Source organism: Mesorhizobium sp. SARCC-RB16n (assembly GCF_008520305.1).
Lineage (GTDB): Bacteria > Pseudomonadota > Alphaproteobacteria > Rhizobiales > Rhizobiaceae > Mesorhizobium.
The window spans coordinates 44524-69384 of the sequence record NZ_ML703281.1 but is presented as its reverse complement, the minus strand read 5'-3'; the positions used below and the strand labels follow the sequence as shown (position 1 = coordinate 69384).

At 63.5% G+C, this 24861-nt stretch carries 26 protein-coding genes; 13 read left to right on the top strand and 13 right to left on the bottom strand.

What is annotated here, in order from left to right:
* Positions 1–149: 149 nt before the first annotated feature.
* Positions 150–1469, top strand: a complete 1320-nt coding sequence (locus tag C7I87_RS25545) for an HlyD family type I secretion periplasmic adaptor subunit (RefSeq protein ID WP_149906823.1) — start codon at positions 150–152, stop codon at positions 1467–1469.
* 65 nt (positions 1470–1534) lie between these two features.
* On the opposite strand, the gene C7I87_RS25540 is transcribed toward C7I87_RS25545, so the two are convergent.
* The 5 genes from C7I87_RS25540 to C7I87_RS25520 all read right to left on the bottom strand — a co-directional run bounded on the left by C7I87_RS25540 (position 1535) and on the right by C7I87_RS25520 (position 6392).
* Positions 1535–2845 (bottom strand): hemolysin family protein, encoded by a 1311-nt coding sequence (locus tag C7I87_RS25540; protein ID WP_149906822.1) that lies wholly within the window; start codon positions 2843–2845, stop codon positions 1535–1537.
* Positions 2846–2960: 115 nt separating this feature from the next.
* A complete protein-coding gene (locus tag C7I87_RS25535; RefSeq protein WP_149906821.1) occupies positions 2961–3665 on the bottom strand; it encodes an LssY C-terminal domain-containing protein in 705 nt (234 codons plus the stop codon).
* 160 nt (positions 3666–3825) lie between these two features.
* Entirely contained in the window at positions 3826–4632 is an 807-nt protein-coding gene (locus tag C7I87_RS25530; RefSeq protein WP_149906820.1) for an extensin-like domain-containing protein, read from the bottom strand.
* A gap of 109 nt (positions 4633–4741) precedes the next feature.
* Positions 4742–5845 carry an extensin family protein gene (locus C7I87_RS25525; protein WP_373424767.1) on the bottom strand — a complete coding sequence of 368 codons (1104 nt, stop codon included), beginning with the start codon at positions 5843–5845 and terminating at the stop codon, positions 4742–4744.
* Positions 5846–5966: 121 nt separating this feature from the next.
* Complete coding sequence (locus C7I87_RS25520) at positions 5967–6392, bottom strand: DUF3775 domain-containing protein (protein ID WP_149906818.1); 426 nt, start codon at positions 6390–6392, stop codon at positions 5967–5969.
* A 151-nt stretch (positions 6393–6543) separates the two neighbouring features.
* On the opposite strand from C7I87_RS25520, the gene C7I87_RS25515 reads away from it, so the two are divergent.
* The 3 genes from C7I87_RS25515 to greA all read left to right on the top strand — a co-directional run bounded on the left by C7I87_RS25515 (position 6544) and on the right by greA (position 7838).
* A complete protein-coding gene (locus C7I87_RS25515; RefSeq protein ID WP_149906817.1) occupies positions 6544–7095 on the top strand; it encodes a tetratricopeptide repeat protein in 552 nt (183 codons plus the stop codon).
* Positions 7096–7105: 10 nt separating this feature from the next.
* Positions 7106–7276, top strand: a complete 171-nt coding sequence (locus tag C7I87_RS35380) for a hypothetical protein (RefSeq protein ID WP_188393993.1) — start codon at positions 7106–7108, stop codon at positions 7274–7276.
* Between the two features lie 88 nt (positions 7277–7364).
* Positions 7365–7838, top strand: a complete 474-nt coding sequence (gene greA, locus C7I87_RS25510; RefSeq protein ID WP_008877613.1) for a transcription elongation factor GreA — start codon at positions 7365–7367, stop codon at positions 7836–7838.
* A 254-nt stretch (positions 7839–8092) separates the two neighbouring features.
* On the opposite strand, the gene waaC is transcribed toward greA, so the two are convergent.
* Genes waaC through rfaD form a run of 3 tightly spaced genes read right to left on the bottom strand, consistent with a single transcriptional unit; the run spans position 8093 to position 11000 of the window.
* A complete protein-coding gene (gene waaC / locus C7I87_RS25500; protein WP_149906816.1) occupies positions 8093–9073 on the bottom strand; it encodes a lipopolysaccharide heptosyltransferase I in 981 nt (326 codons plus the stop codon).
* Positions 9070–10077, bottom strand: coding sequence for a lipopolysaccharide heptosyltransferase II (waaF, locus tag C7I87_RS25495; protein WP_149906815.1), 1008 nt, complete (start codon positions 10075–10077; stop codon positions 9070–9072). Before waaF ends, waaC begins: the two co-directional genes overlap by 4 nt.
* Positions 10050–11000 (bottom strand): ADP-glyceromanno-heptose 6-epimerase, encoded by a 951-nt coding sequence (rfaD, locus tag C7I87_RS25490; protein ID WP_149906814.1) that lies wholly within the window; start codon positions 10998–11000, stop codon positions 10050–10052. The genes waaF and rfaD overlap by 28 nt, the downstream gene beginning before the upstream one ends.
* Positions 11001–11143: 143 nt before the next feature.
* Here rfaD and C7I87_RS25485 point away from each other — a divergent pair, with 143 nt between their 5' ends.
* The 6 genes from C7I87_RS25485 (at position 11144) to gmhB (ending at position 15317) form a co-directional block, all read left to right on the top strand.
* Entirely contained in the window at positions 11144–11380 is a 237-nt protein-coding gene (locus C7I87_RS25485; protein WP_149906813.1) for a type II toxin-antitoxin system Phd/YefM family antitoxin, read from the top strand.
* A complete protein-coding gene (locus tag C7I87_RS25480) occupies positions 11373–11786 on the top strand; it encodes a hypothetical protein (RefSeq protein WP_246696406.1) in 414 nt (137 codons plus the stop codon). Before C7I87_RS25485 ends, C7I87_RS25480 begins: the two co-directional genes overlap by 8 nt.
* Before the next feature lie 42 nt (positions 11787–11828).
* Entirely contained in the window at positions 11829–12461 is a 633-nt protein-coding gene (locus tag C7I87_RS25475) for a LysE family translocator (protein ID WP_149906812.1), read from the top strand.
* Positions 12462–12597: 136 nt separating this feature from the next.
* Entirely contained in the window at positions 12598–14091 is a 1494-nt protein-coding gene (rfaE1, locus tag C7I87_RS25470; RefSeq protein ID WP_149906811.1) for a D-glycero-beta-D-manno-heptose-7-phosphate kinase, read from the top strand.
* Positions 14092–14098: 7 nt separating this feature from the next.
* Positions 14099–14671 (top strand): D-sedoheptulose-7-phosphate isomerase, encoded by a 573-nt coding sequence (locus C7I87_RS25465; RefSeq protein WP_149906810.1) that lies wholly within the window; start codon positions 14099–14101, stop codon positions 14669–14671.
* On the top strand, positions 14664–15317 hold the full coding sequence (gmhB, locus tag C7I87_RS25460; protein WP_149906809.1) for a D-glycero-beta-D-manno-heptose 1,7-bisphosphate 7-phosphatase: 654 nt from the start codon (positions 14664–14666) through the stop codon (positions 15315–15317). Before C7I87_RS25465 ends, gmhB begins: the two co-directional genes overlap by 8 nt.
* Positions 15318–15321: 4 nt before the next feature.
* Here the strand turns inward: gmhB and C7I87_RS25455 are convergent, their stop codons facing one another.
* Complete coding sequence (locus C7I87_RS25455; protein ID WP_149906808.1) at positions 15322–16116, bottom strand: glycosyltransferase family 2 protein; 795 nt, start codon at positions 16114–16116, stop codon at positions 15322–15324.
* Between the two features lie 246 nt (positions 16117–16362).
* Positions 16363–16842 carry an Lrp/AsnC family transcriptional regulator gene (locus C7I87_RS25450; RefSeq protein WP_027143279.1) on the bottom strand — a complete coding sequence of 160 codons (480 nt, stop codon included), beginning with the start codon at positions 16840–16842 and terminating at the stop codon, positions 16363–16365.
* A 252-nt stretch (positions 16843–17094) separates the two neighbouring features.
* On the opposite strand from C7I87_RS25450, the gene trxB reads away from it, so the two are divergent.
* Positions 17095–18069, top strand: coding sequence for a thioredoxin-disulfide reductase (trxB, locus tag C7I87_RS25445; RefSeq protein ID WP_127873462.1), 975 nt, complete (start codon positions 17095–17097; stop codon positions 18067–18069).
* Between the two features lie 91 nt (positions 18070–18160).
* Complete coding sequence (locus tag C7I87_RS25440) at positions 18161–19057, top strand: LysR family transcriptional regulator (RefSeq protein ID WP_149906807.1); 897 nt, start codon at positions 18161–18163, stop codon at positions 19055–19057.
* 1 nt (position 19058) lies between these two features.
* Here C7I87_RS25440 and C7I87_RS25435 read toward each other — a convergent pair whose 3' ends face one another.
* The 3 genes from C7I87_RS25435 to C7I87_RS25425 all read right to left on the bottom strand — a co-directional run bounded on the left by C7I87_RS25435 (position 19059) and on the right by C7I87_RS25425 (position 24054).
* Entirely contained in the window at positions 19059–19556 is a 498-nt protein-coding gene (locus tag C7I87_RS25435) for a methyltransferase family protein (protein WP_149906806.1), read from the bottom strand.
* A 725-nt stretch (positions 19557–20281) separates the two neighbouring features.
* Positions 20282–22333, bottom strand: coding sequence for an elongation factor G (locus C7I87_RS25430; RefSeq protein ID WP_149906805.1), 2052 nt, complete (start codon positions 22331–22333; stop codon positions 20282–20284).
* Positions 22334–22524: 191 nt separating this feature from the next.
* Entirely contained in the window at positions 22525–24054 is a 1530-nt protein-coding gene (locus C7I87_RS25425) for a putative bifunctional diguanylate cyclase/phosphodiesterase (RefSeq protein WP_149906804.1), read from the bottom strand.
* 238 nt (positions 24055–24292) lie between these two features.
* Here C7I87_RS25425 and C7I87_RS25420 point away from each other — a divergent pair, with 238 nt between their 5' ends.
* Positions 24293–24688, top strand: a complete 396-nt coding sequence (locus C7I87_RS25420) for a (R)-mandelonitrile lyase (RefSeq protein WP_149906803.1) — start codon at positions 24293–24295, stop codon at positions 24686–24688.
* The last annotated feature ends 173 nt before the right edge of the window (positions 24689–24861 follow it).

Genomic DNA, 24861 nt, shown 5'->3' with positions numbered 1-24861 from the left:
ATGCTTTTGCGCGGCGGCATGATCGAAGCCTTCGGGCCAAGCGGCGAGATGCTGCGGCGGTCGCTCATCAAGGGCCCCCAGCAGAGCACGGTGGTGACCGGGTCGTTCGCCCCGACGATCCGTGCGGGTGGCAGTTTCGGATCCTGACGATGACGATACAGAGCCTCGCCTGGGATAGTCAGCCACGCACCGACATAAGACGCGTGGCCCTTACCGGTTATGCCGCCATAGCGCTGCTGGCGGGCGGTTTCGGCTATTGGGCCGTCAGCGCCCCCTTGTCGGGAGCGGTGATCACGCAAGGCACGATCTCGGCGACGGGCGGAAACATCCAGATCCAGCATCGTGAAGGCGGTATCGTCCAGGCGCTGCTGGTCCATGAAGGCGATCGCGTGCAACTGGCCCAGGATCTGATCGTGCTGGACCCAACGGCCGCGCAGGCCGATCTCAACCGGCTGACGAGACAGTCGATCGCGCTCAAGGCAAGTGCGGCGCGGCTGGAGGCGGAACGCGACGGGCTGGACAGGCTGGCGCCAATCGCAGAAGCGGCGCCGGCACCTTTCCAGCACGATTTCGAGATCCTGATTCGAGAACAGCAGAAAGAATTCGACGCCAGGCTCGCCCGGTTCCGGTCGGAGCAATCGATCCTGGCGCAGCGGGTCGCCATGCACCGGCAGTCGGTGGTGGGATTGCAGGCCCAAAAACAGGCCATTCAGCAACAAGCCGAAGTCGTCAAGAAAGAACTCGGCATCAAGACCAATCTGCTGGACAGGGGCCTCACCAATCGTACCGAATACTCCCAGCTTTTGCGCAGCGAGGCCGATCTCGTCGGGCAGGCCGGGGCGCTGGAGGCCAATCTCGCGGCGGCTAACACCCAGATCGTCGAAGCCCAGGAGCAGACCGAGCGCCTGACCACGCAACGCGTCGAGGAGGCGCTGACGAAACTCGACGACGTTCGCTCCAATTTGGCCGACGTCGAGGAACAGACCAGGGCGGCAGAGGCGGTGCTGCGACGAACGACGATCAAGGCGCCGGCGGCAGGCATCGTGGTGTCGTCGACCTACAATTCCAAGGGCAGCGTGATTGCTCCGGGCGAAAAGATCATGGAGATCCTGCCCACCGCGTCGGGCCTGGTCGTCGATGCAAAGCTGCGGCCGAAGGACATCGACCAGGTCAGGGTCGGTCAGACGGTGAAACTGCGATTGTCCGCCTTGAACGCGCGGCTCACGCCAGAGGTTTCAGCCACCGTGACACAGATTTCGGCGGATCGGCTCATCGACCAGACCACGCGTGAACCCTATTTCCGCGCCAAACTGACGATTGCCGCCGACCTGCCGCCCGGCGTGCGGCGCGAGCAGCTCTATCCCGGGACGCCGGTCGAGGCATTCATCAGCACCGGCGATCGGACATTCCTAGAGTATCTTGCGCGGCCGATGCTCGATTCATTCTCGCGGGCTTTCGCGGAGCAGTAGATCGCGGGCCGGCAATCAGCCGGCACCATGCCAATGACCGCCATCGTCCCTGGACATTTGAACCGTCAGCGCGCCATCTCGCGGTGGCCGCTGGGCAGGCGGGTGGCGATCAGCTTGTCGATGCGGCGGCCATCGAGGTCGACCACCTCGAAGCGCCAGCCCTGCGCATCGACGCATTCACCGGTCGCCGGCAGATGGTGCATGTGCGACAGCACATAGCCGGCGACGGTCTCGTAGTCGCGGTTCTCCGGCAGGTCGATGCCCAGCACCTCGGCCATCTCGTCGGCCTGCATGTAGCCGGCGAGCAGCCATGAGCCGTCGTCGCGCTGGACGGCGTTTTCTTCCTCGCCGGCCTCGAGGTCCGAGCGGAAGACGCCGGTGATGGCTTCCAGAATGTCGGCGGGGGTGACGATGCCTTCGAAGTGGCCGTATTCGTCATGCACCAGCGCCATCGGCACGTTGCTCTCCTTCAGCTTCTGCAGCACGTCAAGCGCATCGGCCTGGTCGTGCACGATGGGTGCCGCACGCACATATTTGCGCGGGTCGAGCGCGCGGCCGCCGAGCAGCGCGGCCAGCACGTCGCGAGTCTGGATGACGCCGATCATGGCATCCACGCCGCCGTCGCCAGCGGGCAGGCGGGAATGCTGGGTGTCCATCAGAAGCTTGCGGATCGTGGTTTCATCGGACTGCAGGTTGATCCAGTCGACGTCGGTACGCGGCGACATCACGGCGCGCACGGCGCGGTCGCCAAGCCGCATGACACCGGCGATCATGCGCCGCTCGTCGGATTCGATGGTGCCGTGATGTTCGGCCTCGGCGACCAGCATCTTGATCTCCTCGTCGGTGACCTTTTCCTCGCTCTCGCCGCGCTGGCCGAGCAGCCAGAGCACGGCACGGCCTGAAATATCGAGCAGGAAGACCAGAGGGGCCGAGACGGTGGCGAGGATCGTCATTGCCGGCGCCGCGCGCACCGCGACCCGTTCGGGATCGCGCAGCGCGATCTGCTTGGGCACCAGCTCGCCGATGATCAGCGAGGCATAAGTGATGATGGCCACGACGATGCCGACACCGAGCGGATCGGCGATGTTCTCGCGGATGCCTGTCGAAGCCAGATATTGCGCCAGCCTCTGGCCGAGTGTGGCGCCGGAAAAGGCGCCCGAGAGCACGCCGACCAGCGTGATCCCGATCTGGACGGACGACAGGAACTTGCCGGGATTGGAGCCAAGCGCCAACGCGCGGCCGGCACCCTTGATGTTGCGGTCGATCATCGCCTTCAGGCGAGCCGGCCGCGACGAGACGATAGCGAGTTCGGACATCGAAAGAAGGCCGTTCACGCAGATGAGGACGACCACGGTGGCGATTTCAACGTATAGCATGAGGGCTCAATAGCATTGCCGCACGGCTTTCGAAAATAGTCGGAGACCATTTTAGAAAGATGACGGCAAACGCGCGTCGATCAGGCGGCGTCCCAGGCCGGCGACGAGAAATGCGTCACGGCGACTGCTTCAGCACGCCGACGATTGCCTTGCCATCGGTGAAATAAGGGTCGCCGCCGCCATTGCGGCCGGTCCTGGTGGGGCCGATGCCTGCCAGGTCGCTGGTTGAGAGCAACAGGCCAGAGGCACTCAGGTCGCCGATCATGAAGTCGCGTTCGGCATCGAGGTCGGGACCGATATGATGGGTGATGGCGCCCGTGTCGTGGCTCAAGCCGACGCCGCGATCGAAGCTGGCGGCACCCAGCCAGAGCGGCCTTCCATCGTCGCCGACCGTATCCGTCCGCCAGAAACGGACGTGGTGGCGCCGGTCGGCACTATCGCCGACCGGCTTTTCGAAAGCCAATTCCTGGACGCGGCCCTCGAACAGCAGGCGGCTCATCGGCGCATCGGGATAGGGGCGGGCAAACAGGACACTCTCGCCGATATCGATGGCGGTTCTCAAGGTGACGGCGTCGGCGGTGTCCCATCCGGCGACGGCGAAAGCGTGCACCAGTTCCTTCTCGGTGCCGACCAGGCCGACATTGATGGGGTCGCCAGGAATGCCTTGCGGCGTGTGGGTGACCATCTCGAAGCGCTGGTTGCGAAAGCCGCGATCACGGAATGTCCAGAATTCCGGCGCGGCGACATAGGCGAGCGCTACATAGGCGACCAATAGCGCGGCAAGCCATATCATCAGGCGTCGAAGGCTTCGTTGGCTCATTTGCTCCCCATGTCGTCAGGGTCTAAGCAGATTTCGCCGGTGGGGCCAGAGCCCTATGGGTGCAGGCAGGTGTCTTTCTCATGGCCGGTGATCATGTCTTCGTCATCATGCAGCGAAGCGACGCGGCGAAGACCTGGGATGACGAAGTTCGGCTGTGCGATCAGCGGCAGGCGCGATAACCGTTCTTGCGGTTCTTGATGTCGAAGTGGAAATGGTTGCGGTGATCGTAATTGTAACCGGGGCCGAGCACGGTGGTGAAATACTGGCAGCCGTCGGCGCGCACATTGTTGAGGAAGCCCCGGGTGCGGAAGGCGAACAGGCCGGGCTTGCGCACGTCGATGTCGTCGCCATTGTTGAGTTCGATGCTCATGACGTCGAGGGCGTTGCCCTTGCCGTGCTCGGATAGCACGCCTTCACCGGCGATGTTGCGGCAGGAGTAGCTGGAGCCCTGGTGGATGGTCTTGACGCCGGAGAAGTAGCGCCAGCGGGCGGAGGGAACGAGTTCGTTCTCCGTCCAGGCGGCGAATGTGGCCGCCATGTCGCACGTCAGCGTCGCGGCGGGTTTCATCTGGACGCTGCCGATGGCCGTGACCTTGACCGGATAGTCGATGCCGCACTGGCCTTCGTGGATCGGCGCCAGGTCGGTGTAGGCGACGTCGAGGCGCTTCAGCTGCTGGCGGCAATCCGTTTCGCTGGCCGGAATCTGCTCCAGCGGCGACATCGGCTCATCCATGCGCGGATAGGCGGCCTGCGTCATGTAGGGATTGGATGGAACAAGCCTCTGCAAGCCCGTATATTGCGGCACGGCCGCGGTCTGCGAACCGACATCGACAGCAGGCTGCAAGGACAGCACGCTGCCGGTGTTGCAGGCCGAAACCGTGGCCAGTGCAAGGCCTGTGGCCAGCAACGCAGCAGGTTTCAAATTGCGCGTGGCGGCGAGGAAAACGGCGCGAAATTTGCCGGCCATTGGCGGAATCCCAATTCTGGATATCCGGCATTTTAACGATCAAGGGTAAAGGAAAACTCAGCGCCCGCGTTCACGCCTGCGGCTGAAATGTGGCTAGCGATCAGTCCGCTCACTGGCAGAACGTGCCGCCATGCCGGCGAGCCTCCAGGTCGAAATGAAAATGCATCGCGTGGTCGGCGTCGGCGCCGGGGCCGAGCACGGTCTTGAACGGGCCGCAGGCGGCCTTGCGCACGGCATCGAGGAATTTGGCGTCCTTTTCCGGTGGCGCCAGCCCGACCTCGATTGTCTTGCCGTCGGACAGCGTAAAGCTGGCAATGTCGAGTGCGTTGCCGAAAGCATGTTCGGATAGTTTGCGGGTGCCGTTGCGCGGTCGGCAGACGAAGGCCGATGCCTGGCCGATCGATTTCAGGTCGGCATCGAATTCGGCTTTCGCCGCCGGCTGGATGACGTCGGTGGCAAAACGCGCCACCGCCTCGGCCATCGGGCAATTGAGCTCGGCGCCAGGTGCGATGGCGATCGACTTGCCAAGCGTCTTCAGCATGATGGGGTAGGGAATCGAGCAGCCGATTTCGGGGTTGCTTTCGGCTTTGTGCTCCTCGAATTCGACCCCGAGCGTCTTCAGGCGCTCGCGGCAGGCGACTTCCTCGGCCGGCATCTTGTCGGCGGGAACATCGGCCGAGCGTGGATCAGGCAGCATCTTTTCCTCATCGCCCGCGTCCGCCGGCTTTGACGTGGGCTGCGGGGCGACGGCAGGCGGCTGAGGCTCGGCCTCCTGGACATCCGGCCTTGGTGTCGGCGTCGGCGCCACGTCTGGCGGCTCCGGCTCGCTTTCCATATCGGCTGGCGGTTCGGACGGCATCTGGCTTTTCTGACCGGACCTCTCGTCCTTGAGCAGATCGGGCGCTCCGCCGCTCTTTGGATTTTCAGCGTTCTGGTCTTGCTTCTGCGGAGTGTCCGCCTTTGGAGTGTCCACCGGACGTGGCTGGGGCACCGGAACATCGGCGGATGGCGGAGCATCCTGCGTTTTCTGCGGTGCCGGATTTGGCGTCAGCTGCTGCCCGGCGCGCGCTCTCGGCTGTCGCTTGCCTCGCTGCTTCAGCGGTTGATCGGCCCGCTGCGTCAGCGGCTGCTCCACGCGCGAGGTCAGCGGCTTGTGGTGTTTGTAACGATGTCTGGCGTCGGCCGGCATGACCAGCAGAGCCGTGAAGGCCATGGCCAATGCAATCCTGCAATTACGGGGAAAGCTCAGCTTTGCCATCACCCACAAACGGCGGCGGCCCGCTGAAGTTGCCTGGATAGACGCTTCGACGCGATCACAATCGGTTACCTCAGCGTTACGCGCCGATCGCTTCCAGCCCCTCTTCCAGCCAGTCGGCGAGCAGCGGCATGCCGAGCAGGTATTTCGCCGTTCGCCTGTTGGCGCGCTCGCGCGCTGCGGTCACGGCGTCCGACCATTCCGAAGCGTCGTAGTCGCCGCGGCCGACCCAGGCCAGCGCGATCAGCTCGGCGGCCTCGTCGACATTCAGGTCGTTGATCAGCTCGCGCAGCTCTTCCTCGGTGAGGTTTTCCGAGCTTTCCTCGGCAAGGCCGTCATGGTGGTGATTGTCATGCCTGTCGCCATCGAACTCGACCTCGTGTTCGGCGCCGTCGGTATAGTCCTCGTTGACGGCCGCACTCAGCGCCTTGGCCTTGAGAATGAACAGCCGCACGGTGTCGGGGCCGATCGTGAGATCCCAGTCCTTTTCAAGTCGCCGCTGCACGGGCCCTCTCCGTGGCTCAGTCTCATTCGCCTGCGATGATACCGGATTTGCGGCATCCGTCACCTCATGTTCTCCAGACCGGTCTTTTCGGGATGAAACGCGGACCGCTCGGCGTTAGTGTTGCATTGTCACACCCCTCAAGGAGGCTTCGATGCATAAAAGAGTGCTGCTTCAGGCTGCAACCGCGCTGGTCGCTCTGCAGTTTCTTGCCGTTCCGGCGTTCGCCGCCGGCGGCGATAGTTCTGGCGGCGGTGGCGGCGGTGGGCAGACCGTCAGCCAGTGCAAGAAGGGCGAGGTATGGGACAAGAAGAAGCAGAAATGCGTGCCGCCCAAGGAAGGCATGCTGGACGATGACAGCATCTACGAGGCCGGTCATGACCTGGCGATGGCCGGGCGTTATGACGAGGCGATCTCGGTTCTCGTTCTTGCCGCCAACAAGCAGGATCCGCGCATCCTCAACTATCTCGGCTACTCGCACCGCCACTCTGGCCGCGTCACCGTCGGCCTCGGCTATTACGAGGAAGCGCTGCGCATCGACCCGAATTACACGCTGGTGCGAGAATATCTCGGCGAGGCGCATCTGCAGATCGGCGACCTGGCCGGCGCCCAGCAGCAACTGACGGAGATCGAAAAGCGCACCGGCAAGGGTTCGCGCGAATACGGCATGCTGGCCGAGCAGATCGAACATTTCATGAGAAGCTGATCGGGCTTCCATGGTTTCTCAAGGCGGCCGCGAGCAATCGCGGCCGTTTTTTGTTCGCTTCATTCCACAGCCGCCTTCGCTGACAAAAGAAGGGATGATTTTTGCAAAACCGATTTTTGAGCGTGAAAAGCCCGCAAAGATTGCTATATTCAGGGAAATTGCGGTGAAACGGTTCCGTTAGCCCGAGGCTGTCGGACCGTTTTCTTTTTGTACCCAACGACAAGGCTTCCCCCGAAACGCGGGGGCGGCGGCAGGAAAGGTCAGGCACTATGAACAAGGTCCCGATGACAGGCGAAGGGTTCGCGTCATTGAAGGAAGAACTGCGCTGGCGCCAGCAGGAAGAGCGGCCGCGCATCATCGAGGCGATCTCCGAGGCGCGCTCGCATGGCGACCTGTCCGAAAACGCCGAATACCATGCCGCGAAAGAAGCGCAGAGCCTCAATGAGGGCCGTGTCAACGAGCTCGAGGACCTGATCGCGCGCGCCGAGGTGATCGATGTCACCAAGCTCAGCGGCGACAAGGTCAAGTTCGGCGCCACCGTAGTGCTGGTCGACGAGGACACCGAGGAGAAGAAGACCTACCAGATCGTCGGCGACCAGGAAGCCGACGTGAAGTCCGGCCGCATCTCGATCTCCTCGCCCATCGCCCGTGCGCTGATCGGCAAGGAAGTCGGCGACGCCATCGAGGTCAATGCGCCTGGCGGTGCCAGGGGGTATGAGATCGTCCAGGTGCAGTTTATCTGAGGGCTTCGGCTGGGCGCGGCTCCGCGCTGACAGGCGCTATTCGCGCTAGGTTGGCGCCGCCCCTCATTGCCCTGCCGGGCATTTCTCCCCGTATAGAGACGGGGAGAAAGAGGCTGCCGCCGATGATTTCGCCAATTGTCATCGATGGCGCTGACCGTGTGTTTCAGCCCCTTCTCCCCGTCACTATACGGGGAGAAGATGCCGGCAGGCAGATGAGGGGCAGCGCCAGCCCTGCCAATCGTTCGATCGAAAATTCAGTCTTTCCCGGTATTTGCCCGGCTAAGCTCTAAAAGTCGTTCCGCTTCCGCAACCACCTCCGCAGGCATCACGCGCCCGCCGGCTGGCGCCAGCAAAGTCGACGCATAAGGCCCACGCGGCCCGGTCAAACCCGGCTCCGTCGCCAAAAACACCGCCACCGTCGGCAGGCTGAAGGCGCTGGCGAGATGGGTCAATCCCGTATCGGCGCCGACGACCAGCGTCGAGCGGCCGAGGATGGCGGCGATGTCGGCCAGCGGCGATTTGGGCAGCACGACCGTTGAGGGAACCGCCTTGGCGATCGCTTCGGCCACTGCCTTCTCCAGTTCGTTAGACCAGGTGGTGACCGGCGTCATGCCGCGCTCGGCCAGCAGGCGGGCGGTTCCGATCCAGTTCTCGACCGGCCATTTCTTGTCCTCGCGGCTGGTGCCGTGGAGCAAGAAGGCGGTGTTGCCGTCGATGCCGGCGATCGTGCCCGTCGGTGCGACGATGCCGGAGTCGAGCGTCGAAAGATCGGGCCGATAGCCGAGAGCAAGTCCGAACAGCCGCCGTGTCCGCTCGATGGCGTGCAGGTGGCGCGGCACGGCGTAGGTGATGTCGTAGAACAGCGTTGCCGAGGGCTCGCGCGCACCCGATCGGTTGAAGCCGGCAATCGGTGCGCGCGCCTGCCGTGCCACCAGGGCTGATTTCAGCAGGCCTTGCGCATCTATGACGAGATCGTAGCGGCAGGCGCGCAAAGCACGGCGCAAGGCCGCCGCCTCGCGCCAGGTCTTCGTGTCGAAAAGGTTCTTTCGCCAGCGCCTTATCGCCACCGTGTGGATGGTACCGATCGCCGGATGCAGCGCGACGATGCCGGCAAACGCCTCCTCCACGCACCAGTCGAAAGCGATATCCGGCCGTGCGCGGCAGGCATCCTCGAGTGCAGGAAAGGTGTGTATGACATCGCCCATCGACGAGGTCTTGACTATCAGCACCTTCATGCCGCGGCCGGAACTTCCAGCAGACGGTCGGCCGCCGCGGCGACCTGCCCGACTTCCAATGTCTTCAGACAGTTGAGGTGGCCGAGCGGGCAGACCTTCTTGTGGCAGGGCGAGCAGGACAGGCCGAGCCAGACCAGTTCGCGCCGCTCCGCCAAAGGCGGCGTATTTTCAGGCGAGGTCGAGCCGTAGACGGCAACGATCGGCGCCCCGACGGCGGCCGCGACATGCATCAGCCCGCTGTCGTTGGAGATCGCGAGCCTTGCCGCCGCGATCAGGTCGATGGCGTCCTCCAGCCGTGTCTGTCCGGCGAGATCGACGACGCCGGGGGCCAGTGCGGCGATCTCCGCCGTCACGTCGCGGTCGTTCTTCGAACCGAACAGCGCGACCTTCAGCCCCTTGCCCATGAAGTCGCGGGCAAGGCCGGCATAGCTCTCGCTTGGCCAGCGCTTGGCCGGGCCGAACTCGGCACCAGGCATCAGCGCCACGAATTCCTGCGGCGCCAGGCCGAAACGGTCGAGCAGCATGGCCTGGTTTTTCGCGTCCACAGTCAGCCGTGGGGCGCGGAAACTGCCGCCTTGGGCGAGGCCGAAATAAGCCTGCGCGGTGCGCCGTTTCACGGCATCGGGCAATGCCACGATGTCAGTCAGCAGACCATAGCGCATTTCGCGCAGATTGCCGAAACGGCGCGGAATGCGGGCAAAGAACGGGATCAGCGCCGACTTCCAGCTGCCCGGCAGGACATAGGCCATGTCGTAGCGGCCGCGCAGCAGGCGGCCGAAGCGGCGGCGATGGCTGAATTCGAGCGCGCCGGGCTTCAGCGGAAAGTCGATCTGCTGGCGGATTTCAGGCATGCGCTTGACCAGAGGTGCCGCCCAGGCCGGCGCCAGCACGTCGATCGCGGCGTTGGGATGGAGTTCCTTCAGCGCCGAGAACAGGCACTGCGCCATCACCATATCGCCCACCCAGCGTGGGCCGATCACGAGGATCGTTGGGCTTTCAGCCATTCGACATAGTCTCTGACGCCAGTTTCGACGCTCCGGAATTGACCGTTATAACCGGCCGCGCGCAAACGGGACATATCAGCTTGCGTAAAGCTCTGGTAGCTGCCCTTGAGGTGATCGGGGAAGGGGATGAATTCGATCTCGCCCTTGCCCAGCGTGTCGATGACAGTTTCGGCGATGGCGCGAAAGGGCTGAGCGCGGCCGGTGCCGCAGTTGAAGATGCCGCTCCCGCCGCGCTTCCACAGCCACAGGTTGACGTCGGCGACATCGCCGACATGGATGAAGTCACGACTCTGTTCGCCGGGTCCGAAGCCGTCATAAGCGCCGAACAGTTTCGGGTTCTGGCCCTGCTCGACCTGATTGAACAGGTGGAAAGCGACAGAGGCCATGGCGCCCTTGTGTGCCTCGCGCGGCCCATAGACGTTGAAGTAGCGCAAGCCTGCCACCTGCGAATGATCGGTATCGAAGACATTGCGCCTGACATAGTCATCGAACAGCTTCTTGGAATAGGCATAGACGTTGAGCGGCCGTTCAAGCGCCGGCTCCTCGCGAAACTCGGAGCCACCGCCATAAACTGACGCCGAGGAGGCGTAGAGGAAGGGCACACGCAGCGCCAGGCACGCATGCAGCAGCCGTTTGGAATAGGCGTAGTTCACCTCCATCATGAACTTGCCGTTCCACTCGGTGGTGGTCGAGCAGGCGCCCTGATGGAAGACGGCCTCGATGCGGCCGAGCCCGCCCGCGTCGAGGCGGGTCAGGAAATCGTCCTTGTCGAGATAGTCGGCAACCGTCAAATCGGCCAGATTGGCGATCTTGTGGCCATCGGTGAGGTCGTCGACGACCAGGATGTCGTCATGGCCTTCCGCATTGAGCGCGGCGACGATGTTGGAGCCGATCATGCCGGCGCCGCCCGTGACGATGATCATGAAGGCCTCTGGTTGCGTGCGATTCCGGTCCTTATAAGGGAGGCTGGCCGGGCTGTCGACAAAGCAGGTTGTCGCCCCGTCTCACCCCTTCAAGCTTGTCTGTTTTGTCCATTTTGTCTATTATGGGCAAAAAGGAGTGTCCAATGAAACACTATCCATCGACTGATCTGAAACAGAATCTCGGTGACGTGCTCGCGGCTGCCAGCCAGCAGCCGGTCTCCATCACTCGTCACAACAAGCCGAGATACGTCCTGATGAGCATCGAGACCTACGAAGCGCGCTTCGGCAACGATAGCCGTCGCGCCTACGCGGCGGAGAATGCACCGCTAGAACATGTCGAGATGCTGGAGGAGTACGCTGCGGAATTGGACCGTGATTAAACCTGTCGGCGCGGACGTCTGGCGATATCCATATCTATGGCATCGCCAACATGGAGACGGCGAGACCGAAGGCCGCAAGATGAGGCCTGTCGCTTTCGTCGCCGTCGTTCCCGGAAAAGCCGGAGGCACGAACCTTTTCATCCTTGCGATCACCTCCACGCAGCCGGGCCGTGATCGCGTAGCCGTTGGCGTTCCGGAAATTGAACGCCGCCGCGCCAGCCTTGACCCTATCCCCCTTTGGGTCATAGTCGACGAGTACAACCACGATATCCTGGAATCGTCGGCCTATTTCGAACCGGGTGCACGCATCGGTGCCTTCAGCCCGTCATTCCACAAGAAAGTCATGTCGGCTTTCATTGCGGCGGTTCGCACAGGCCAATCCAAAGCCATCCCACGGGTTGACTGAACGACCTGTATGTGGGCAGCGCGGGATCATGAGGGACAAGAAATGCCGTCGACCGAACTGCTCATCGCGTTTTTCGCCACCACGGCGATCTTCGCTTACATTCCAGGCCCTGCCATGCTCTACGCCGCCGCACAAACGATGGCGCGCGGGCGCTGGTCGGGGCTGACGGCGGCACTCGGCATCCATCTCGGCGGCTATGTGCATGTCTTTGCCGCCGCCGCCGGCCTGTCCGTGTTGTTCCACGCCGTGCCGCCGCTCTACATGGCGGTCAAGCTGGTCGGCGCGCTTTACCTGATCTGGCTCGGTGTCTCGCTGTTTCGCAAGCGCGTGGAGGGCGACGTGGCGCTGCCGGTGATCGAGCGCAAATCGGCGCGGCGGGCGTTTTTCGAGAGCATCACCGTCGAGGTGCTCAACCCCAAGACCGCGATTTTCTTCATGGCGTTCCTGCCGCAGTTCATCGATGCTTCGGCCGCCTTGCCGGTCTGGCTGCAATTCGTGGTGCTGGGCACGACAGTCAACCTGATGTTCTCTTCCGCCGACATCGCTTGCGTGTTCCTGGCCGGCCTCGTGATCGGCCGGCTACGGCGTTCGAGCCGGGCGCAGCGCCTGATGCAGCGGGCCGGCGGCGCGGTGCTGGTCGGGCTCGGCGTTCACGTTGCCCTGCAGAAAACCTAACCCGTCAGGGTTTGCCTCCGCCCCCGACGTTGCGCTGTGCCAAATTGCGGTATATCGGCAGGCATGACCGACCGGCCTCGCAAATTTGGTGTTTCGACCTATCTGAGATCGACGTTTCCCGCGCGTGGCAGATGACATGATCAAGCACAATCCGCCTTCTCCCGAGCCCCTGCACCGCGCCATCGCGCGCTTCGGCGACATCGTTGTGCTGGTGGTTGGCGACCTCATCCTCGACCGTTTCGTCAACGGCGTCATCGAGCGGATTTCACCGGAAGCGCCGATCCCGGTTCTGCATGGGCGTGGCGAAAGCTCGGCTATGGGTGGCGCCGGCAACGTCGTGGCCAACATCGTCTCGCTTGGCGCGCGCGCCATTCCGGTCTCGGTGATGGGCACTGATCCCGCTGGCGACAGCCTGGCGCGGATGCTGGGCGAGCTTGGCGCCGACACGGCGGGGCTTGTGCAGCAGCACGGCCGCATGACCTCGTCGAAGAGCCGCTTCAGCGCGCTCAACCAGCAGGTGCTGCGTTTCGACGAGGAAGAGATCAAGCCGCTTGGCGAGGCGGAGCGGGCTGAGCTGATCCGCTGTTTCCGGGACGCATTGCAACAGGCGGACATCGTCATCCTGTCCGATTACGGCAAGGGCATATTGCTGGACGGCGTCGCCGCCGAACTGATCGCCATCTGCCGCGAGGCGGGCAAGCCGGTGCTGGTCGACCCGAAGGGCCGCGACTATGCGCGCTATGCCGGCGCGACTGCCGTCACGCCCAACCGCAAGGAGCTTGGCGAGGCCGTCGGCCATGCGGTGTTCGCCGATGACGAGATCGTTGCGGCGGCACGCGAGCTGATTTCGGCGCACGGCTTCGACTTCGTCGTCGCCACCCGCAGCGAAAAAGGCATGAGCGTGGTCGGCCCAGACGAGGCACGCCACATCGCCACCCAGGCGCGCGAGGTGTTCGACGTCTCGGGCGCCGGCGATACGGTGATCGCGACCTTCGCGCTGGCGCTTGCCGCCGGCGCCGATCCTGTCGCAGCGGCTTCGATCGCCAACGCCGCCGGCGGCGTCGTGGTGGGAAAACGCGGCACCGCGCGGCTGAGCGTCGAGGAACTCATCGGGGCGCTGTTTCGCTCGCATGGTCCGACCGCGCACAAGGATGCCATCCTGGACGCTACCTCGGCCGCGCGCATGGTGGCGGCATGGAAGGCGGAGGGCCTGAGCGTCGGCTTCACCAATGGCTGCTTCGACATCCTGCATGCCGGCCATGTCAGCCTGCTGCACGCGGCGCGCAGCCAGTGCGACCGGCTGGTGCTCGGGCTCAACAGCGATGCCTCCGTGCGCCGACTGAAAGGGCCGGGCCGCCCGGTCAACGACCAGCATGACCGCGCCTGCGTGCTCGCCGCGCTCGCCTCGGTCGATGCCGTGGTGGTGTTCGAGGAGGATACGCCGCTGGCGCTAATCGAAGCGCTTCTGCCCGACATACTGGTCAAGGGCGCCGACTACACGATCAACACCGTGGTCGGCGCCGATGTGGTGCAGAAGGCGGGCGGGCGCGTCGTGCTGGTCGATCTCGTCGCCGGCAAGAGCACCACCGGCACGATCGGCAAAATGCGCGCGGGCGGCAGCACCAATTGAGGGTTTCATGTCTGAACTGAACGACTATCTGGTCCGCTCCGCGGCCGCCATCACTGCCACGGTCGAGCGAGATCTGACCAGCGAGATGGAACGTGCGGTGAGTGCTGTCGTGTCGGCGCTTTCCTCTGGAAAGGCCTTGCTGGTCTGCGGCAATGGCGGCTCGGCCAGCGACGCCATCCATATCGCCACCGAACTGGTCGGCCGCTTCCTCAAGGAGCGCAAGGCCTACAATGTGATTGCGCTGCCGGCCAACGCCGGGATGCTGACCGCCTGGGGCAATGATTATGGTTTCGACACGGTGTTTTCGCGCCAGGTCGAAGCGCATGGCGCTGCAGGCGGCGTGCTTTTGGCGATCTCGACCAGCGGCAATTCGCCGAGCATTCTCGCCGCTGCCGAACAGGCGCGCATGATGGACATGACGGTGATCAGCCTGACCGGCGATACCGGCGGCAAGCTGAAGCCGCTCACCGACATCCTGCTCAACGTACCCTCGACCTCGACGCCGATCATCCAGCAGGGCCATTTGTGCCTCTACCACTATTTGTGCGAGGTGGTGGAAGCGCGCCTGTCGAATGGCTGACAGGATCGGGACGCCGCACCCGCTGAGCGAACCGGGCCTGTGGGTGGAACAGACCGGCGGCAGGGTCTTTCCCCCGCGCTCACCGGCGCTGTTCCTGGACCGCGACGGCACCGTCAATGTCGATACCGACTATCCCAGCGATCCGGCCGAGATCGAGCTCAGGCCGCAGATGCTGCCGGTGATCGCCGCCGCCAACCGGGCGGGAATCCCGGTCGTCGTGGTCACCAACCAGTCCGGCATCGCACGCGGCTATTTCGGCTGGGACGTTTTCGCCAAGGTGAATGCCCGCGTGCTCGAGTTGCTGGACGGGCAGGGTGTGTTCGTCGACATGGTGCTGGCCTGCGCCTATCACGAAGCTGGCGTTGGGCCTCTCGCTGTTGCGGATCATCCGATGCGCAAGCCCAATCCGGGCATGCTGACCGAGGGGGGCAGGCGCCTTGATCTCGATCTTCAGCGCTCCCTGATCGTCGGCGACAAGCTGGCCGACATGCAGGCGGGACAGCGCGCCGGACTGTCGCAAGGCTGGCTGGTGGACGGCGAGGCGGCGGTTCAGCCCCGCTTCGCCATCAGGCGCTTGCATGACGACCACGACGTCGGCGGCCTGCTCGCCGCTATCGAGACGCTCGGCCGGGAACGCGGCGCCTGATGGCCTACGCCTGGTCGTCGCGCTGCGAGGCTTCGTAGAGCTTGGCCTCGGTGGCGAAGGAATAGATCATCACCGACATCGAGTAGACGAAGCCGTGCCGGCCGCACAGGAAGTAACGCTTGGCCAGGTAGAATTTGAGGAAATTGCCGAACGGCGACAGCACCAGCCGCACCAGGCCGGGCTGCTTGCCCTTCTCGACCAGCGTCACGGCCTTGAGGCTGGAATAGGCGTTGGCCCGGGCAAGATCCTCCTCGACCGATATTTCGCGGCGATGCAGCAAGACACCCTCCTCGATCGTGTCGGTCTCGCCCGGCACGCGAACGGATTCATGCACCCGCGCGGTGAGATCCATGGTGGCGCCTTCCCTGCGGAAAAGCCTGAGCAGCCTGTTGTGCAGCACCCAGCGGTGGGCATAGCCGTAGCCCTTCAGCCAGTCGCGGCGGCGTATATACCATCCGCTGGCCTTGCCGCCGGTAGCCTGGGTGATGGCCATGATCGACTGCCGCAACCGGTCGTCGACGCGCTCGTCCGGGTCGATCGAAAGGCACCAGGGCTGGTTGGCGTGGTCGAGGGCGAATTGCCGCTGGCGTGGGAAGCCTGGCCAGTCATTGTGCAGCAGCGTTATCGGATAGCCCTTGGCGATATAGCTTTTCACGCATTCGACGGTGCCGTCCGTCGAACCGGAATCGACGATGATGATCTCGGCGCAGAAATCGATGCTTTCCAGGCACGGGCCGATCATATCGGCCTCGTTCACGCAGATGATGAGCGCCGAGACCGGGCTTGCAAAACGGGTCATGGTCCCCTTCCCATGGCGGATTCTCCCGGAATTCACGCTGCTCGCGCCATTTGTTCCCAAGCAATTCCGGGCGAAAACCGTTACACATTTTTCCTGGAATTGCTTGAGAAACCAGTCAAGCGCCCAGTCAAGCAGTTAAGTCCGGCAGAGCCGTTCAGCCTTGTATATCAGCGTCTTTCGAATACCAACGCGGCGCCGGTGTGGCGAAGATCAGGAATTCGTCGGCGCAAGTGCGCTCGCCCAGACTCAGGGGCGCTCGAAAGACACCAGACCCTCATCCTTGACGCGGCGAATGGTGAGCGCGGTGCGCACGGTGTCGACATTCGGCGTCGAGGTCAGTTCCTCGATGACGAAGGTCTGGAAGCTGCCGAGGTCGCTTGCCACGCAATGCAGCAGGAAATCGGACTCGCCCGACACCATCCAGGCATCGCGCACGATCGGCCAGCCGCGCGTGCGCTCGGCGAAGATGCGCAGTTCGGCATCGGCCTGGTGATGCAGCCCGACCAGGCAAAAGGCAACGACATCGAGGCCGAGCGCAGGCGCATTGAGCAACGCGCGGTAGCCACGGATGATGCCGGCTTCCTCCAGCCGCTTGACCCGGCGCAGGCAGGGCGGTGCCGAAATGCCGACGCGGTTCGAGAGCTCGACATTGGTCATGCGCCCGTCCGACTGAAGCTCACGCAGGATCTTCCAGTCGATGGCGTCGAGGTCGGCTTTCAGGGGCATGGCTGTCTCAGCTCGGCGCAAGAATCTTTCGCAATTTTGTAATTAAACGACTTTTGTGTTGGCGCCAGCCCTCATCAACGCGATTTCAGAACGGTAACGAAAGCCGCCACCGCACGAATAACCGCTTGGGCCGAAGCTTTCCGGGGACGACGGCCCGTCCGTCTTGCTGGCGTGGTTGGCAACCCTTACATTGATCGGGAATTCCACGTCTTTCTCCAGGCACACCCGTTGTCTGCCCCGCAGAGGCTCCAAATGACCACCAAGCATGCGCCCGTTCTCATCATCGGTTCCGGTCCGGCCGGCTATACGGCGGCGGTCTATGCCGCACGCGCCATGCTGAAGCCGATGCTGGTCGCCGGCCTGCAGCAGGGCGGCCAGCTGATGATCACCACCGATGTGGAAAACTATCCCGGCTTCGCCGATCCGATCCAGGGGCCGTGGCTGATGGAACAGATGCTCAAGCAGGCCGAGCATGTCGGCACCGACATCATCAACGACATCATCACCGAGGTCGACCTCAATGTGCGGCCGTTCCGCGCCAAGGGCGATTCCGGCACTACCTACACGGCCGATGCGCTGATCATTGCCACCGGCGCGCAAGCCAAGTGGCTGGGCATTCCCACCGAGCAGGACTTCATGGGCTTCGGCGTTTCCGCCTGCGCCACATGCGACGGCTTCTTCTATCGCGGCAAGGATGTCGCGGTGGTCGGCGGCGGCAATTCGGCGGTGGAGGAGGCGCTCTATCTGTCCAACCTCGCCAAGAGTGTCACCGTCATCCACAGGCGCTCGGACTTCCGTGCCGAGCGCATCCTGCGCGAGCGGCTGTTGAAGAAGGACAATGTCCGCGTCATCTGGGACACGATCGTCGACGAGATCACCGGCCGCCCCGGCAAGGCACCGCTGCCGCCTTCGGTCGAAGGGCTGAAGCTCAGGCATGCCGTGACCGGCGCCGAGAGCCATCTCAAGATCGACGGCGTCTTCGTGGCCATCGGCCATGCGCCCGCGGTCGAGCTGTTCGCCGGCAAGTTGAAGCAGAAGCCGAACGGCTATCTGTGGACGGCGCCGGATTCGACGCGCACCGACGTGCCTGGCGTGTTCGCCGCCGGCGACGTGACCGACGATATCTACCGCCAGGCGGTGACGGCGGCGGGGCTGGGCTGCATGGCCGCGCTCGAGGCGGAAAAGTATCTGGCCGGCATCGAGGTGCATCGCGAGGCAGCGGAATAGGCCGCTCGCAAAACTGTTAAAAAAACGGCTTAGAAACGCCGTGTAAAAGCCTGATTTTTCATTCAGACGCCAACCGTAACGAGGGGAAATCATGGCGTTGGACTGGGACAAGCTACGCGTGTTTCACGCTGCGGCGGAAGCGGGGTCGTTCACGCACGCGGCCGAGACGCTGCACCTGTCGCAATCGGCGATATCGAGGCAGGTCAGCGCGCTGGAACATGATGTCGGCGTGCCGCTGTTCAACCGCCATGCACGCGGCCTGGTGCTGACCGAACAGGGCGAGATGCTGTTCCGCACGGCGCATGACGTGCTGATGAAGCTGGAAACCATCAAGTCGCGGCTGACCGAGACCAAGGACCGGCCGTCCGGCGTGCTCAGGGTGACGACGACCGTCGGCCTTGGCGCCGGCTGGCTGACCGAGCGGGTGCAGGAGTTCATCGAACTCTACCCCGAAATCAGCCTGCAGCTGATCCTCGCCAACGAGGAGCTCGACCTCACCATGCGCCAGGCCGATTGCGCCATCCGGCTGCGCCAGCCGCAACAGCCGGACCTGATCCAGCGCCGCCTGTTCACCGTGCATTTCCATCTCTACGCGGCGCCATCCTATGTCGCCAAATACGGCAAGCCGGGCTCGATCGCAGAGTTGAGAAACCATCGCATCGTGACCTTCGGCCTGCCCGTACCGTCGCATCTGTCGGAGCTGAACTGGCTGGAGACGGTCGGTGATTTCGAGAACGGCCGGCGCGTGCCATCGCTGCAGATCAACGACATCCTGTCGATCAAGCGCGCCGTGCAGGGCGGCGCTGGCATCGCCATGCTGCCGGACTATGTGATCAGCAAGGATTCCGGCCTGGTGCAGCTGCTGCCGGAAACCGAGGTGCCGTCCTTCGACACCTATTTCGCCTATCCCGATGCGATGAAGAACCAGGCCAAGCTGCACGTGTTCCGTGACTTCATCATCGCCAAGGCCAGGAGCTGGTCGTTCTAGCCTATCCCTTCCAGGGCATAATCCGCGGCAGCCAGCCCGGAACGTTGCGGCGGTAGGTTTCGTATTCGGCGCCATAGCGGCCGGCGAGCGTCGGCTCTTCATAGAGCTTGACGAAGCTGACCATGGCAGCCGCCGCGATTGCCGCGTAGGCGGCGATCGGCCAGCTCGAGAACAGCAGCGCCTGGCCGAGAATGATCGTCAGCACGGCGACATACATCGGATTGCGGACATGGCGGTAGATGCCGCCGATCACCAGCCTTTCGGTTGGTGCGACCGGGGCGGGCGTGCCCAGCCCCTCCAGTGCGAAGCGGGCGAAGGCATGCAGCAGCACGGCGGCCGCGGCAATGACGAGCGCGCCGCCGGCGAGGGCAAGGCCGGGCAGGGGCGACCATGGCAGGCCCCAGCGATCGCTGAGCAGCCAGGGAACCAGCCCGGCGACCACGCCGGGGGCCGCAATCAGGAAAATGCCGCTGCCGGCAATCGCCGAAAACCTACGCATTGGTTGATCTCCGCTCGACTGCCTTGGAATTGAACCGCCGCTGCCTCATTCCACATCATCAGTGTTTTTCGGCATTTGGGAACAAAATCGGTCGCAATTGGCGTTTTCGAGATGACAATGACCCGAAATCGCGCGTCCTTTCCACGATTCTGCTGGTCCTATTGGCTTCCGGAATGGGTTGGACCACAGCCTGTGCCTTTTTGCATGCGTGTGTTGCAAAATAGATGCTTGTTTCTTGGGCATGAAGAGCAGATATATAGATCATCTCCTGGGCGCGTTCTCCTCCCATTAGCGCCCTCGAGTGTTCCCCTCTGGAGGTTAGCCTTAACAGGCACTTCCAATCAAACTCAGCCGGATCTTCGTTGATCCGGCTTTTTTGTTGCCTGCATGCCACTGGGATGGCTGAAAAATTCACCAGAATTGCCGCGTAACAGTGTCATGTAACCTCTGGTAACATGACAAGGACACCCTCCGTCTGCTAAGTGGAGCATAGGACGCGGTGTGGTTCGGACGGGGGATGGGGGCATCACTCGGACGACCCGGGCTCAGGCGGCTACCGCGTCCGAACCTTTTCCTTTGAAGCGCGGCGACGCTACATGCGGCGGACCTGCCGTTTTTCCTCCCAAGAAAGCGGTCCGCAAACAAAACGGCGTCCGGTCCCCGGGCGTCGTTTTTGGTTTTTGCCCCTCGATCGTTCGAGGGCGCTTCTCATGAATCGAGCGAAATCAGGCGGCCTTGCCGTTGGCGTTCATCGCCTCGTCGGCGAGACGGCCAGTCAACTCGGCCATATGGTCGAAAGCGGCGCGGTAGCTGGCAACGCCTGACGTGGCCGAGCGCAGCTCGATGATCAGATCGCCGATCTCTGCCTGCGGCATGGTCGCCTCGACGACATCCCATCCCGGCCAATCCGGCCGGGCGTCATAGCCGAGGATTTGGCCGCGCCGCTGCGGGATCAGCGCGATGATCTTCGACGTCGCGTCCGACGGCGTGACGATCTCGACCTTCATCACCGGCTCCAGAAGCACCGGCGAGCAGGCGGCCATGCCTTCCTTCATGGCGAGCTTGGCAGCCATCTGGAAGGCCATGTCGGAGGAATCGACCGCATGGTACGAGCCATCCGAGAGATTGACCGCGACGTCGACCACCGGGAAGCCGAGCGGGCCGGTCTTCAGATAATCGCGTATGCCTGTCTCGACCGACTGTATGTAGGTCTTGGGCACGACACCGCCGGTGATGGTGTCGGTGAACTGGAAGCCGGAGCCGCGCGGCAGCGGCTTGATTTCGATCACCACGTCGCCGAACTGGCCGTGGCCGCCTGACTGTTTCTTGTGCCGGCCGCGCTGCTGCACCGATTTGCGGATCGTCTCGCGATAGGGCACCGCCGGCGCATGACCCTCGACCGGAATCTGGTTCTTGCCCTCCAGCCGCTCGCGCACGACGCGCAGATGCATCTCGCCATGGCCAGACAGCACGGTCTCGGCCGAGTCCTGGTTGTGGCGCAGGCTGAGCGAGGGATCTTCCTCGGCCAGGCGCTGGATGGCCGCCGACATCTTGACCTCGTCCTTGCGCTCCTTGGGACGCAGCGCGAAGGCGAAGACCGGCTGCGGCGGCTCGACATCGAAGAGCTGCTTGGCTCCACCCTTGGCCGAGGTGAGCGTCTGGCCGGTCTTGACCGCGTCGAGTTTGCCGAGCGCCACGGTGTCGCCGGTCCTGGCGGTGGTCAGCTTGACCTGATCCTTGCCCAGCATCCTGTAGATTCCGGAAACCTTGGCAGTGTCGCCGCCGGGTAGCCACAGTTCCGAGCCGTCGGCGACCTGGCCGGACAGGACGCGCGACACCGACAGCTTGCCGCCATGCGGCGTGTGGATGGTCTTCATGACCTGGACCACCGTCGCGTTGCCCTCCGGGGCGCCAAGCCGCTTGCGGGTCGCCTCGATGTCGGGCGCGTCGTGGCGGATCGTCTTCAAGAGGCGCAGCACGCCATTGCCTTTCTCGGCGGTGCCGATCAGAACCGGCGTCACAGCGCCGTCGCGCAGATCGGCGGCGAGGTCGTCGAAGACCGCGTCCTTGGGCGGTTCGATCTCCTCGAGCAACTGTTCCATCAACTGGTCGTCATGGTCGGCCAGCGTCTCCAGCATGGAGAACCGCGCCTCCAGTTCGCGCGCCTTGTCGTCGCCCGGTATTTCAGCCACCTCGCTCTCGGCATATTCGCGGTAGACGTAGGCGCGTTCCAGCGCCAGATCGATCGAGCCGATGACGACGCCGTCCTTACGCAGTGGAATCTGGCGCAGAAGCAGCGGCGCCGTGCTTGTCGGCTGCAACATCTTCAGCGTGTCGCGCACGCCCGCGATCGCCTTGTCGACCTTGTTGAGGAACAGGATGCGCGGCACGCCGAGATCGTCGAGCTTGCGCATGATGAGCTGCAAAGCGGGGATCTTCTTTTCGTCGGCCTCGGCCACGACCACCGCGACATCGCAGGCGGCGAGCACCGGTTCGGCCTCGAAGGAGAATTCGATCGACCCGGGGCAGTCGATGAAGGTGAACTGCTCACCCATGAATTCAGTGGTGGCGATCGACGCCTCGACGCTCATGGCGTGGGCGCGAGCCTCGGGCGAATGATCCGAGACAGTGCTGCCCGATGAAACGGGATTTTGTCGGGGAATGGCGCCCGTACGGGCCAATATGGCTTCGAGAAGTGTCGTCTTACCGCTGGCGAAGGGACCGACTATGGCAATGCATTTCGGTCCCGTGCGTCGTCCTCCGGCGCGATTACCCATGAGTGACCTCCACTCAGGCGTTTTCCTGGGGACCGACTGGCATTCATGGTTCAGGCCAAGGTCAATCGGTCCTGAGCGGCGGCCGGCCTGTTCGACCGTCGCGGGCGGGCCTGTTTCGACCTGCCGCGATTATCGTCCCACTTGTTTGCCTGGAGGGCAAGAAAAATAGGAAGCCGGCGCGGCTGGCCGGGTCAGGCGCGGAGTGCGAGCGGTTCGGCCGAGCGCCCGGCAAGCAGGGCGAGCTTGTCGCGCGGCGCTGGCCTGCCGAAGAAATAGCCCTGGAACCGGTTGCAGCCGGCCGCCTTGGCGAGAGCGAATTCCTCCGCGGTCTCCACCCCTTCCGCAACGATGGTGACGTCTTGGATGCGCGCGATCTGCGCCAGCGCCGAGACGAAGATCTGCGCCACCTGGTCATGGGCGAGGCTGCGGATGTAGGAGCGATCGATCTTGATGATATCGATGGGCAAGGTCTTGAGATAGTTGAAGCCGCAATGGCCCGTGCCGAAATCGTCGAGGGCGATATGAAAGCCGAGACCGCGCAACGCTTCGAGGCGTCGCAGGATCTCGGGCGTGGCTGCGGTCGCCACCGTCTCGGTGATCTCGATGATGAATTGGGACGCCGACTGGCCGGCTTCCCTGAGCACGCGGTCGCACATGGTGACGATCTCGTCGCGCTTGAGCTGCTCGCCGGAGACGTTGATCGAGATGCGGTGGCCCGGGAACTGGCCGATGTCGGCACAGGCCCGCTTGAACACCCATTCGCCGAGCATGTCGATCAGCGTCGAGCGTTCGGCGATCGCAATGAACTCGGCCGGCGCAATCAATCCGCGAACCGGATGGCGCCAGCGGATCAGTCCCTCGAGCGCATGAGTGGAACCATCCGGGTTGACGATCGGCTGATAATGCAATTCGAGTTCGCCCAGATAGACCGCGGCGCGCAATTCCCGTTCGACCAGACGCCGGTAGCGCTTGTCGGACAGCATCTCCTCGTCGAAGACGGTGACGCGGCCTCGGCCCGCCGCCTTGCTTTCATAAAGCGCCAGATCGGCAACCAGCATCAGCTCCGTCGTGTTCGAGGCATGGGCCGGCGCCAGTGCCACGCCGACCGAGATGGAGAGCGGAATGGTCTTGCCTTCATGCGATTTGCCGGCGCGCATGGCATCCAGCAATCGCCTGACATCCTTGTTGATGGCGGCCAGGTCACCGTGCGGAATGATGACGCCGAATTCGTCGCCGCCGAGGCGTCCGACCATGCTGCCGGCGAAGATGCGCTCCGAGGTCTTGACCAGGTGCGTCAGCGTGAGGTCGCCGAACTGGTGCCCGAACGTGTCGTTCAACTGCTTGAAATGGTCGAGGTCGATCAAGAGCAAGGCCGCCTCGCGCCTGTCGCGCATGGTGCCCAGGCTTTCGCGCAGCGCTTCGAGGAAATAGCGTCTCGTCATCGCGCCGGTCATCGCGTCCCTGGTGAGGAAATGATGTTTCTCGGCCTCGGCGGCTTCGGCCGACTGGAGGCGATGGACGACGCTGCTGCGCATATACATCAATGCCAGCAAGGCCAGGCTCGTGGCCAGGATAGAGATGGCGAAGGCACTGCCGGCGGACAGGCTTTGCAAGACGTCGAAAGCGCCAAGCACGGCCGCGCCGATGCTGATCACAAGCAGCGACTGGATACCGCGATAGATCCGGCCGCTGTGGTCCTTGATCGTCGCCAGTATGCTCATCGGACAGCCCTCGCAATGCAGGCTCACGGCTAGTGGGCAGCCGTTAAGAAGACATTGAATTCGCCGGCATTTCGTTCGGCAATCCCAAGCGGGCAAGGTTCATGGTTAAGAGAAAAATCAGATCTTCGTCCGAGCGGGCCGACGCGGCCGGTTGCGTCGGGGCCAATCCGGGCCGAGAATGCGGGTCACTTCAAAGGGACGGCGTCTCGCCGGCTCCCGCCAGTTCCAGGGACAGACGATGAAGATCATTGCTTGCGGCAGCGTGCCGACCGTCATAGCGCCGGAAAAGTATTTCACCGGCCGGGTTCTGCAGACGCCGATCATCGAGACGGAGGCGCCGGCCCGGCTCAGGGCCTTGCTGGTCGCCTTCGAGCCGGGCGCGCGCACCCATTGGCACACGCATCCGCTCGGCCAGACACTCTATGTCACCTCCGGCGCAGGCCTGGTCCAGACGTGGGGCGGCCCGGTCCAGGAGATCAGGGCCGGGGACACCATTTCGTTCGCACCCGGCGAGAAGCACTGGCACGGTGCCGGATCGAAAACGGCGATGACGCACATCGCCATGCAGGAGGCGCTCGACGGCGTCCATGCCGAGTGGCTGGAAGCGGTGACGCCAGCGCAATATAGCGGCTAGAGCGGTTCAGCGTTTGATAGAATTGCTGAACCGCTCTAACTCTTTGTTTTCACTCAATTCCGGACGGAAAACCGCTACGCACTTTTCCTGGAATTGCTCTAAGTGCTGGCCCTGTATTCACAAAACCCGGCGGTAACGCCTGATAGCAGTGACGCCGGGTTCTGTTTCGGACT